Raw genomic sequence first — 11680 nt, 5'->3', positions numbered from 1 at the left:
TGGGAGCCCGCGGCGAAGGCAGGCAGTTCATCGCCCGTGGGCGAGCGGAACTCGACACTGATGATGCCCTGCGCTTCGAGGCGGATGGCGTGAACCAGTACCGTAAGGAGTGAGCTGCTGTTCATGAAGGGGAAGTTCGAGTAAAGGTTTCAGAAGACCGGTTTGCCTTCGTCCTGTGCCATTCTTTCCAGTAACGCCGGATCGTCGACGGTTATGCGTCCGTACTGGACGTGAATGGCGCCTTCTCCCGCCATTTCCCGCAAGGTCCGATTGATGACCTGACGGCGGGTGCCGAGCATGGTGGCTATTTCATCCTGCGATAGCCGGATCTCTCCACCGGTGTGGCTGCGCGCCCTGCGCGCGCCGAACGACCTCAGGAGCTCCGCTACGCGAGAACGGATCGAGCGGACCGTGGCGGTCATGTACAGGTTGGTGGCGCGAAGGTGGCGGCGTTCGAGCGCGGCGAACAAGGGAAAGGACAGCCGGCCGTTGTCGGCGATCTGCTTGCGCAGGATTTCGGCGGGAATGCGGACCAATGTGGTGCGGTCCTTGCAAATGGAGGTATTGATGTGTGGCGTCCGGGCCAGGATAGGACCCAGCCCGTGGAAGTCGCCGGCAAGATGGATGCCGAAGATGAAGGGGCGGTCTCCCGCCACCGGACGCGTCAGGCGCATGGAACCCGTAACCAGCAGGTACAGGAAGCGCGCTTCATCGCCGGAGCGGTGCAGGCAGTCCCCGGGTTCCAGCGTGACGAGATCCGCGGCGCCGATGAGCCGGGCAATTGGCTCGTCGGGCCAGCCGGAAAAAAGTTCGGAGTGAGCAACGGCCAGCCGGGCGAGCGTACAGTCCACGGCATGCCATTTCACCAATGGCCAGACTTTCATCATGGCGATGTCCCGAGACGACGGTGGACGGACTACTGCAAGGCAATGCCGGCGGTATCGATCACTTTTTTCCAGCGAACGATCTCGCTTTCCATCAGTTGCCGAGCCTGGTCTGTCGTCCCTCCAAGCACGCGTGTGCCGCTTCCCTGCAGTTGCCGGATGAACTCCGGGTCCTGCAATACGTTCTGGATCTCTGTGCTGAGCCGCTTGACGATCGGAGCGGGAGTATTGACCGGGGCGACGATCATGCCCCACGAGGACACGGCATAGTCGGGTATGCCTTGTTCGGCGACGGTCGGCACCTGGGGCAGCACGGGCGATCGTTGGGCGGAACTGACGGCCAGCGCTCGCAGCTGGCCGCTGTTGAGCATCGGCAGGGTCGGTGCGACGAACTCGAAGGCGAGATCGATGTTCTCGCCCACGAGTGCGGTCGTGAGCATGGATGCCGTGCGGAAGGGAACGATGGTGAAATCGGTATGGGTGTGGAGCTTGAACAGTTCCGCGGCCATGTGCTGGGTGGTACCGAGCAACGACACGCCTACCATCAAGCCCTTCTTCCTTTCCTTCGCTTCGCGGATGAAATCGTCGAGCGTCGCGTACCGGGATGAGGCCTTGACGAGAAAGGCAACGTCGTTGCTGCTGATGGCCGATACCGGCACGAAGCTTTTCAGCATGTCGTAGGGCGGCGGGTTGAACAGGGCCTGGCTGATGGGCATGCCCGCGCCCGCCAGCATCAGCGTATAGCCGTCGGCGGGGGCGGAGGTAACCTGCTTGACCGCGCCGACGCCGCCGGCGCCAGGGCGATTCTCGACGACGATCTGCTGCCCCAGGATCTTGCCCAGCTGGGTCGCCAGCCGCCGCGACGACAGGTCCGAGCCATTACCGGCGCCGAAGGGGAGGATCAGGGAGATGGGTTTGGACGGGTAGATGTCGGCGGCGCGCGCCGCAGGCGGCGTCCAGGCGACGATCAACAGCGTACCGAGGGCGAGGATGGCGAGTCTTGTCAGTCCGATCATGGGGCACCTGTGAGTGGAGGCGATGGAGGGCTTGGCCGGGAGCGAGGATTCAGGCCGTTTCAGCATATTGGAAAAGCGTCGGCGCGCTTTCCAGGCGGGTCCAGGCCTTGGTCGGGGCGTCGTTGCGCAAGGCCTCCATCTCGCGCCACAGGATCCTGCGCAGCATGGAGATGCCCCGGTCCGAAGCGCCCAGGAACTCCGAGGCGCGATCCGCCACGGCGCCCTGGCCGACGAGGGCAACGTAGTCCTGCGCACTGGTCAACCGGACCAGCGGGTCGTCGGGATAGTGCCCGGCGAAGAGCGCATCATGGTGATCCGACGAGTCGTAGCCATCGCAGTCTTCGAAGTAGCGCGCCAGCTCGGCATCGGCCTCGGGTGTCGTGGACGGTACGGCCCGGAGCGAGACGCGCAGGGTATGCGTCTGGTCGAGCGGTACCATCCAGTTCGCGCTTTCTATCCAGGGAGCTTCGGCGGACACGCCGGGAAGTACGACGTGATTGCCATAGGGGAACGTCCAGTCGCTGACCCGGATCTGGCTCTTGCCATTGACGTGGCGGGTCGCGGTCTGCCGGATGCCGGCGGAGGTCTCCTCGTAGGACAGCTCGGGAATGTCCGTTGTGATCGCCTGGCCGAAAGCGCCGATCTTGCCCATCTGGTGAGCGAAGCTGACGTGGACCGCGTCGAGCGAGTTCTCGGCATGCTGCAGCCAGTGGCAAGGCCAGATTTCCTGGCGCTGGAAGAGCAACACGCCGGGCTGCTCGAAGCGGGGCTTGCGCGGCAGGTCGAAGGGAGGCGGGGCGCCGAGGCCGACGTAGGCAAAGACCAGTCCGCAGTATTCATGCACGGCGTGGGCCGCGACCCGGACCTGGGCATGGCTGCCGGGCCGTTCCGCGGGACGGTCGACGCATTGCCCGGATCCGTCGAATTTCCAGCCATGGTACATGCAGCGCAACTGGTTGCCTTCCACCCAACCGGTATGCAGCCGAGTGCCGCGATGGGCACAGCGGTTCGCCAGGAGATGAAGCTGACCCGAGCTGCCCCGATAGAGGGCGTATTCCTGCCCCATCAAGGTGATGGCGCGGGCGGTACCGGGCGCCACGCTGCGCGAGAGGGCGACGGGGTGCCAGAATTGCCTGAGCAGGCGGCCCATCGGGGTATCCGGCGACATTTCGGTCAGTTGCCGGAAGCGGACGTCCTGCTGCTCCAGGCGCTGGGTCTGGGTCGATTCCATGCTCATGCCACCTTCACGCATAGGGAGACGATCGCCAGGCGCGACTTCGATGGAGTCGCCGCGTGGCTCATGAAACGTATTCTGTGAGAGGGGGCAGGCAGGGGCGAGAAGAAAAAATGCGCAATTGTCGTGTTTGTTCCAGTGTGCGCGGCAAGGTGCCCGGGTTTGAACCAAAGCGGACATTCTCGATGGTGCGGCGGTCAACAAACCGCGGGCGGCGGGCCAGAATCCGTTCCACGATGTTTCCCGGCACATCAGGTTCCGGGGAGCACGGATAAGGAACGATCCTGGAGAATGCCCCATGCTGTCCGCAGCAGACAATGACCGCTACAACGACGTCGAGCCAGGCTCCACCCTGCACGACATGGCCCGCCGATACTGGCTCCCTTACCTGAGGTCCGAGGCGCTCGAACCCAACGGCCCGCCCAGGAAGGTCGAGCTGCTGGGCGAGCAGTTCGTGTCCTTCCGCGACGGCAACGGGAAGGTCGGGTTCTTCGAGGAGCAGTGCCCGCACCGCGGAGCTTCCCTGGCGCTGGGCCGCACCGGTGACAATGCGCTGACCTGCATCTTCCACGGCTGGAAGTTCGACGTGTCGGGCAAGTGCATCGCCACGCCGTCGGAGTCCAATCCACGCTTCTGTTCGACCATCAAGGTTCCCGCCTTCCCGGTCCGGGAGGCAGGCGGCGCGCTGTGGGTCTATCTGGGGCCGGGCGAACCTCCGGTCTTTCCCGAATGGGAATTCTGTCTCCTGCCGGCCGAGCATCGACGCGCCCGGGTCGGCTATACGGATTCGAACTGGACGCAGAACCTGGAGACGTTGCTGGATTCCGCCCACATCGGCCTCCTGCATGCCCAGCCGGTCAAGGCGGAGATCAACGAAAGCGTCGTCGCGATCAAGGGCGTGCATGCGCCGAAGCTGTCGGTGGTCGATACGCCCTACGGATTCCAGGCCTACTCGCGGCGCGAGCGCGAGGATGGCCAGGTCTATCTGCGCGTGACGGAGTACCTGGCGCCGTTCACGGTCCTGAACGGCAGTATGCGCACCGATGAAGGGCGTGTGCTGTTCATGATCCCGATCAACAATCGGCGTACGGCCTTCTGGCGCTTCGAGTGGGACATGGCCCATACCCAGGAGTGGTGGAAGAAACAGTCGATCGAGCGGGGGGCGCTGGGCTTGAAGTTCGTCGACCATGACGACTTCCTGCTCAACTCGCTGGACCGCAGCCGGGAGGACTTCGGCCAGAATCGCGAGGCGATGAAGCTGGGGCACTGGTCGGGCTTCAAGGACCTGCGCGCCGAGGATGCCGCCGTGGCCGAAAGCGTGCCCATCGTGGATCGCACGAAGGAGCACCTGGGCGCCAGCGACCTGGTGATCGCCAAGATGCGCCAGCGCTTCTTCCAGGGGCTGGACGAGTTCGAGCGGGGAGGAAAGCCGCTGGGCCTGGGGCCCAACGGCGATGGCAGCGGTATTGCCTACAACGACCTGCGCGGCACCTCGGAAGTGATCGCACCCGGTGTCGACCAGATCCAGTACCACAACGTGGAACTGCGCGAAGAGCGCAAGGCGTTGCGCAGGGCGTTCCTGGAGGCGCAGAGCGCGAACGCGGCCACCAAGGAGCGGCAACATGCGTGATGCTTCTTTCATTCCGGATGCAGGGGCGTCGCGCCTGAACGAGACCCATGATCCGGCGCTGCGCTCGTTCGTGGTCTCGGCCAACCGGCCTGAGGCCGACTTCCCCATCCAGAACCTGCCTCTGGCTGTCTTCAGGCCCAGGCGCCAGGGAGGTGACTTCCGCGTCGGCGCTGGCATCGGCGACCTGATCCTGGATATCGGCGCAATGGAGGACTGCCTGGCCGCCGAATGCGGGCCGGCGGTCCAGGCGTGCCGCGGCGCGTCGATGAAGGTGCTGATGGAACTGGGGCCGGCGCATTGGGCGAGCCTGCGGCTGGGATTGTCGCGGCTGCTGCGGGAAGAGTCGCCATTCCGGCGGGAGGCCGAGCAACATCTGCACACCATCGCCGATGCCGAGTTCCTGCTTCCGCTGAAGATCGGCAATTTCTCGGACTACCTGGCCTCGATGCATCACATCTCCAAGGTGATCCGTGTCAAGCGCCCCGACCATCCCGAGCTTCCCCAGAGTTTCGTCTGGAGTCCGATCGCCTATCACAGCCGGGCGTCGACGGTCCGGACGAGCGGCTACGGCTTCGCCCGCCCTCGGGGGCAGGCAGGGCGCTTCGAGCACGACCGGCCCTTGACGGACCCGACGCGGATGCTGGACTACGAGGTCGAGCTCGGCATCTACGTGGGCACATCCAACGCGCACGGCGAGCCGCTGGGCGTGGATGCCGCCGACGCGGCGATCTTCGGCTATTCGGCGCTGAATGACTGGACGGCGCGGGACATGCAGGGATGGGAGTCCCAGCCCCTGGGGCCGTTCCAGTCCAAGAGCTTCACGACGACGGTGTCGCCATGGGTGGTGACGGCGGAGGCCCTGGAACCTTATCGGGTAGCGATGTCCCGGCCGCAGGGGCAGCCCATGCCTCCCGCCTGCCTGGACTCCGGCCAGAGTCGGGAGCGGGGCATGCCGGACGTTCGCATGGAGGTGCTGTTGTTGACCGAGCGGCTGGTCGAGGCAGGAGAGGGCCCGGTGCTGCTGGGGGCGAGCCGGCTGACGGACGCCTACTGGACACCTGGGCAGATGGTCGCCCATCACACGCTCAACGGTTGCGTACTGGAGTCCGGCGACCTGATTGGAACGGGCACGATCTCGGGGCCCGGCGACGAGGCCTGCGGCTGCATGTTCGAATTGACGCGAGGTGGCCGCCAGCCTTTCGCGTTGCCCAACGGCGAAGCGCGCGCGTTCGTCCAGGATGGCGACACGGTGATCGTCCGGGCGCATTGCCAGAAACCAGGGTGGCCGAGGCTGGGATTCGGGGAGGCGGTCGCCACGGTCCTGCCCGCCAGGCCCGAGGCCTGAGCCCGGAAGCGGGCGAGGAGCAACCATGGCAAGCGTGATCCGGTTTCACCAGACGGGAGGGCCCGAGGTCCTGCGGTGCGAGGCGTATGACGTTGCCCCGCCGGGCTATGGCGAGGTGAGGATCCGGCATGCCGCGATAGGCGTCAATTTCAATGACATCTATTTCCGGTCGGGACTGTATCCCGTCGCCTTGCCGTCGCCGTTGGGGCGATCGGCCGCCGGCGTCGTCGAAGAACTGGGGGCGGGCGTGGCGGATGTCAAGGTAGGGGACCGCGTGGCTTACGCCAGCAGCCCGCTGGGTGCCTACAGCAGCGAGCGCATCGTCGATACCCGGTATCTGGTTCCGGTTCCGCAGGGGGTAGGGCTGGACGTGGCCGCGGCCAGCACCATGCGCGGCATGACCGCGGCCTACCTGATGCGCCGCATCCACCCCTGGCGGGCGGGCGAGTCCCTGGTGCTGCATGCGGCGGCGGGCGGCACCGGCCTGATCGTCGGCCAATGGGCCCGGCATCTCGGGCTGCGCGTGATCGGAACCGTGTCGGATCCCGGCAAGGTCGACATCGCGCTGGCCCATGGCTGCGAACACGTGATCGTGCGCGGCGGCACCGACGAGGTCGTGGCGCAGGTCATGGCGTTGACGGGCGGCCGCGGCGTACCCGTGGTGCTGGACGGCGTGGGCCGGAGCACTTTCGACGTGTCGCTGCGCGTCCTGTCCAGGCGAGGGCTGTTCGTCAGTTTCGGCGCCGCGTCCGGTCCGGTGCCTCCCATCGATGCCATCGCTCTGGGGCGCCACGGATCGCCTTTCTTCACCCGGCCGGCATTGGCCGACTATGCGTCGACGAAGCAGGAGAGGCGGGAGCTGGCGGGGGAATTCTTCCAGCTCGTCGAATCGGGCGCGATACGCATCCACGTGAACCAACGGCTGGCGTTGGCCGACTGTGGGCAGGCTCATCGGGCGCTGGAATCGAGCCGCCTGGTGGGGGTATCGGTACTCGTACCGTAGCGGCCGGGCTGGCAGCCGGGCGCTGACTACAACAACAGGAGACATCATGAAGATCCAATCGAGAAACTTCCGGGTCGCGTTGCCCCGGGCAGCCTGTCTGGCATTGATGGCATACGCGGCGGCAGCTCCGGCCGCCGACGGCTATCCTTCGCGTCCCATATCGCTGATCGTCCAGGCGGCGCCGGGCGGTTCATCCGATATCACCGCGCGTGTGCTGGCCCAGAAGCTTTCCGTGGCCATGAACACGCAGGTCGTCGTCATCAACGAGCCGTCGGCGGGCGGCATCGTTGCCATGCAGCGGGTCAAGCGCGCCGAACCGGACGGCTACACGCTGATGATCATGGGCACGAAGGCGGCGATCGGCGATGCGATCTTCGCCGCCAAGAACATCGACGTGCTGCGTGATTTCGAACCGGTCGCGCAGATCAGTACCGGTCAGCTCGCCGTGGTGGTCAAACGCGACTCGCCGTTGAAGACCATGGAAGACCTGATCCGGGAGATCAAGACGAAGCCGGGGCGGGTCACCGTGGCGACGGGCGACGTGGCGGGGGGAATCCAGTATCTGGGCGCGGCCTTGATGCGGGAGGAGACCAAGGGGGATTTCGTCATCGTTCCCTACGGGACGGCGGCCAAGCTGACGACCGCGGTGCGCGCGGGGGAGGTCGATGCGGCCTTCGAACTGGTGCCGGGAATCGTCGGGTCGCTGCGCGACGGCGAGGCGCGCGCGCTGGCCGTAGGCGGGACGAATCAGTTGCAGGATCTGCCCGGCATGAAAGGCGTTCCCACGATGAAGGACGTGGGCCTGCCCGCGAGCGACGTGACGACGTCCACCTTCGTGGTCGCGCCGGCGGGAACGCCCGCGACCATCGTCAAGACCTTGAATACCGAGATCCTGCGCGCCCTGTCCCAGCCGGACCTGCAGCAGGCCTCGCGCTCGCGGGGATCGGGCATTCCCGAGCCGTATTCGGCGCAAGAGACCAAGATCCAGCTGACCCGGGAAGTCGCGCGCTGGCAGGGCATCGTGAGGCAGGCGAACGTCAAGTCGCAATAGGGCGGCCGCCCGGCTGTCGTCTTATCGAATCAGAATCAACGGAGGGGAAATGAAGACGATCACCATCGTCGGGGGAATGATTTGCCTGGGGGCATGGAACTGCGCCGGCGCACAGGCCCAGGTGACCATCTACGGGATCGTGGACTCCGGTTTCGTCCATCAGTCCGATCCGATCGCGCCCAAGCAAGGAAGCGTATCGTCGCTGACGGGAGGGGGGCAGTCCGGATCGCGCCTCGGGCTGAGGGGCGTGGAGGACCTGGGCAACGGATGGAAAGCCACGTTCGACCTGGAGGCAGGGTTCAACGCGGACACGGGCACGTCGACGCTGGGCGCGCTGTTCGGGCGCAAGGCCCATGTCGGACTGGATACGCCCATGGGGAACATCAAGCTGGGCAGGCAGTACAGCCCGTTCTACCTCGATGCGATATTGCCCGCGGATCCTTTCGGCATGGGGATGATGGGCAGAATGAACAACGTCTTCAGCACGAACTCCCGCGTCAACAACTCGGTTTCCTACGCGACGCCGAGATGGAGGGGATGGGCCGCGGGTTTCCTGTATGGCTTCGGCGAGGTTGCCGGAAACCGCTCGGCCGCGCGCGCCTATAACGGCGCGCTGAGCTACCAGGATGGTCCTGCCCGCGTGGCGTTGGGCTACTCCAACCAGCGCAATGCCACCGATACGGCCACCAGCCACTCCGTCGCGCTGACGGGAAGCTACCGCGCCGGAGCGGTGACGGTGTATTCGGCGTTCCAGGCGGTCCGGTCCACCTTGAACGGCGTGCCCGGGGCGACGATCGCGGATACGAACGTCAACATCTACATGGCCGGCCTGAAATGGTCGAGGGGGCCGCATACCGTGCTTGGCGGCATCACCCATGCGCGCGACCAGCGCCGGACCGGGGCCACCGGTGCCAAGGCGACGTTTTATGCGATGGGCTATACCTATGCCTTGTCCAAACGAACGAACCTGTACACCTCGTTCGGCTTGATTCGCAATCGCTCGGGCGCAGCGTACTCGATCGGCGATGCGACGACGCCGGTCTATGGCCAGAAGGGCTTCGACGTCGGCATCAGGCACCGCTTCTAGGGGAGCGGGGCGGGGGTTGGCAGTATCGCCAGCTCCTGCAGGGCGGCCCTGTCGGCGATCACGATGCGGCCGTATTCCAGGGCAAGCACGCCGAGTTTCTCCAGTGCCCGCAGTTCGCGGTTGACCCCTTGCCTGCGGGTGCCGAGCAATTCGGCCAGCTCGTCCTGAAGGACTTCTATCTCGTTCGTGGCGTGCCCCGACGCGTTGGCGATGAGGCCCAGCAGCGAGGCGAGCCGCGCGCGCAGGGAGCCCGTGGAGGCGTTGGCATACAGGGCGATCATGTTCCTGTGCCGTCGGTTGAATCCCGCGAACATGGCGACGGCCAGGCGGCCGTTGCGCACCAGCATGTCTTTCAGAAAGGGACCGGGTATCCTGACCAGATGGGTCTGGCCCCGGCACGTGACGGTGTAGACGAAGGGTTCGCCGGACAGCAGCGGACCGAGGCCCAGGAAATCGCCGGCAAAGCGCAGCCGGAAGGCGAACTCGCGGTTGGAGCCGGTGCGCAAGGACATGCGCAGCGAGCCGGACGCGATCAGGTACAGGAAGGGAACGGTTTCCCCCGGTCCATGGAGCAAGGTGCCGGATTCGAGCCGCAGGACCTCCGAGGCCTCGACCAGCCGGGCGATGTCCGCCTCGGACCATTCCCGGAACAGCTCGGATTGCGAGATGGCGACTCGCGCCAGCGTGGAGGTCATTGTTCGCGTCGGCTGCCGATCGGAGACGGGATGCGGCCATCCTAGCATGGTCGCCAGGAAGCTGGCGGTGATGCCGCACGTGCTGTGCGCCGCGTCGGCATCCCTTGAGGCATGATGACCGATTGAACGGACGAAAGGAGAGCAGGCATGAAGCCACGCATCAGCGTGATCACGATCGGCGTGGACGACCTGGAGGCCTCGGTGGCGTTCTACCGCGACGGCTTGGGGTTGCCGACCGAGGGCATCATCGGCAAGGAGTTCGAACACGGCGCGGTGGCCTTCTTCGAACTGCAGGCGGGGCTCAAGCTGGCGCTGTTCGCGCGCGCGGACATCGCGCACGACGCCGGGATAGAAAGAAGCGGGCGCAGTCCGACGGAGTTCACGCTTGGCCACAACGTCGCGTCGCGCGAGGAGGTCGACGCGGTGATGGCCCGCGCCGCCGCCGCGGGTGCCCGCGTGGTGAAGCCGGCGCAGCCAACCTTTTGGGGCGGGTACGCCGGCTATTTCCAGGATTTCGACGGCCATCTCTGGGAAGCCGTCCATAACCCCGCCTGGACGCCCGACTGAACGAGGGGGGCGATCATCGCTGGCAGCCTTCCTTTTGTGAAACGACCGTATTAAAAATTATGCTTGTATCCCAATATTTGGGATATATTTAAAAAATTAAACGATCGTTTTACAAAAGGAGGCGCCATGCGGCTTATCCCAGCGATATTCGCGATGTTCTCGTGCCTGGCCGCCGGCACGGCCGCGGCCCAGTCCTATCCGGCGCATCCCATCCGGTGGCTGGTTCCCTATCCCGCTGGCGGCGGCGCCGACAACGTGGCGCGGGTCGTCACGCAGCACCTGGCACGGAAGCTGGGGCAGGCGATCGTGGTGGACAACCGGCCGGGCGGCAACACCATCATCGGCACGCAGGCGCTGTTGTCGGCCGCCCGCGACGGCTACACCGTGATGAACACGGCCGAGCAGGTCGCGGTGAACGCCGCGCTGTATCCCGACCTGAAATACTCGGCCGAGCGCGACCTGGACTTCGTGGCGCCGCTGGTGCGCACGCCGCTGCTCCTGCTGGCCCGCCGCGACCTGCCGGTTTCGGATGCGGCGGGGCTCCTGGCCTACATGAAGGAGCGGGGCGACCGGGTCACCTATGGAAGCTGGGGGCAGGGCGGGATGAATCACCTGACCATGGAGGCCCTGGCCGGGCGGGTGGGCGTGCATCCTACCCATGTGCCGTTTCCGGGTGCCGCGCCGGCGATACGCGACCTGCTCGGCGGCCAGATCGACCTGTATTTCTCCGATCCGGCCACGGCGCTGCCCTATCTGCGCACGGGCAAGCTGAAGGTCCTGCTGGTGTCCACCCGGGAGCGCCTGCCTTACCTGCCCGACGTGCCCACCGTGGACGAAAGCGGCTATCCGGGATTCGACATGTACAGCTGGCAGGGCGTGCTGGCGCCCAAGGGCACGCCGCCGCAGGTGCGGGATATCCTGGCGGCGGCCATACGCGACACGTTGCAACAGCCCGACGTGAACCAGGAACTGCGCGACCGCGGCTTCATTCCGGATCCCGGCACGCCCGAGCAGTTCCGGGCGTTCTTCCTGCGCAGCCAGGCCGAGCTGGGCGAAATCGTGCGCAAGCGGAACATCCGGATCCAGTGACCGGCGGGGCCGGCATGCACCGGCGCGGCGAGTGCGCTATCTTTGGATTCTGTCCACGTCGACGGCGTGCCGTGTATGA

The 11680-nt window shown here is 65.8% G+C and carries 11 protein-coding genes; 7 read left to right on the top strand and 4 right to left on the bottom strand.

What is annotated here, in order from left to right:
- Positions 1-149 precede the first annotated feature (149 nt).
- The 3 genes from WKR98_RS29145 to WKR98_RS29135 are packed head-to-tail and all read right to left on the bottom strand — an operon-like array spanning position 150 to position 3131.
- Positions 150-887 (bottom strand): Crp/Fnr family transcriptional regulator, encoded by a 738-nt coding sequence (locus WKR98_RS29145; protein WP_124688988.1) that lies wholly within the window; start codon positions 885-887, stop codon positions 150-152.
- 29 nt (positions 888-916) lie between these two features.
- The gene (locus WKR98_RS29140) at positions 917-1900 is read right to left on the bottom strand and encodes a Bug family tripartite tricarboxylate transporter substrate binding protein (RefSeq protein WP_341435409.1); all 984 of its coding nucleotides are present in this window, start codon (positions 1898-1900) and stop codon (positions 917-919) included.
- A 49-nt stretch (positions 1901-1949) separates the two neighbouring features.
- Positions 1950-3131, bottom strand: a complete 1182-nt coding sequence (locus WKR98_RS29135; protein WP_341435408.1) for a Rieske 2Fe-2S domain-containing protein — start codon at positions 3129-3131, stop codon at positions 1950-1952.
- Between the two features lie 301 nt (positions 3132-3432).
- Here WKR98_RS29135 and WKR98_RS29130 point away from each other — a divergent pair, with 301 nt between their 5' ends.
- Genes WKR98_RS29130 through WKR98_RS29110 form a run of 5 tightly spaced genes read left to right on the top strand, consistent with a single transcriptional unit; the run spans position 3433 to position 9250 of the window.
- Positions 3433-4764 carry a Rieske 2Fe-2S domain-containing protein gene (locus WKR98_RS29130; RefSeq protein ID WP_341435407.1) on the top strand — a complete coding sequence of 444 codons (1332 nt, stop codon included), beginning with the start codon at positions 3433-3435 and terminating at the stop codon, positions 4762-4764.
- On the top strand, positions 4757-6109 hold the full coding sequence (locus WKR98_RS29125) for a fumarylacetoacetate hydrolase family protein (RefSeq protein WP_341435406.1): 1353 nt from the start codon (positions 4757-4759) through the stop codon (positions 6107-6109). Before WKR98_RS29130 ends, WKR98_RS29125 begins: the two co-directional genes overlap by 8 nt.
- Before the next feature lie 25 nt (positions 6110-6134).
- Entirely contained in the window at positions 6135-7112 is a 978-nt protein-coding gene (locus tag WKR98_RS29120; RefSeq protein WP_341435405.1) for a quinone oxidoreductase family protein, read from the top strand.
- Between the two features lie 46 nt (positions 7113-7158).
- A complete protein-coding gene (locus tag WKR98_RS29115; protein ID WP_341435404.1) occupies positions 7159-8163 on the top strand; it encodes a Bug family tripartite tricarboxylate transporter substrate binding protein in 1005 nt (334 codons plus the stop codon).
- A gap of 49 nt (positions 8164-8212) precedes the next feature.
- Positions 8213-9250, top strand: a complete 1038-nt coding sequence (locus WKR98_RS29110; protein WP_341435403.1) for a porin — start codon at positions 8213-8215, stop codon at positions 9248-9250.
- Here the strand turns inward: WKR98_RS29110 and WKR98_RS29105 are convergent.
- The gene (locus WKR98_RS29105; protein ID WP_341435402.1) at positions 9247-9945 is read right to left on the bottom strand and encodes a Crp/Fnr family transcriptional regulator; all 699 of its coding nucleotides are present in this window, start codon (positions 9943-9945) and stop codon (positions 9247-9249) included. The genes WKR98_RS29110 and WKR98_RS29105 overlap by 4 nt on opposite strands.
- Before the next feature lie 147 nt (positions 9946-10092).
- On the opposite strand from WKR98_RS29105, the gene WKR98_RS29100 reads away from it, so the two are divergent.
- Both WKR98_RS29100 and WKR98_RS29095 read left to right on the top strand, forming a co-directional pair.
- Positions 10093-10512: a VOC family protein gene (locus WKR98_RS29100; RefSeq protein ID WP_124688996.1), complete on the top strand. Its 420-nt coding sequence runs from the start codon at positions 10093-10095 to the stop codon at positions 10510-10512.
- A gap of 126 nt (positions 10513-10638) precedes the next feature.
- The gene (locus WKR98_RS29095; RefSeq protein ID WP_341435401.1) at positions 10639-11601 is read left to right on the top strand and encodes a Bug family tripartite tricarboxylate transporter substrate binding protein; all 963 of its coding nucleotides are present in this window, start codon (positions 10639-10641) and stop codon (positions 11599-11601) included.
- The last annotated feature ends 79 nt before the right edge of the window (positions 11602-11680 follow it).

This window comes from Pigmentiphaga sp. YJ18 (assembly GCF_038066655.1).
Lineage (GTDB): Bacteria > Pseudomonadota > Gammaproteobacteria > Burkholderiales > Burkholderiaceae_B > Pigmentiphaga.
Note: the sequence above shows the minus strand (reverse complement) of the source record. Positions and strands in the feature narration are given on the sequence as shown.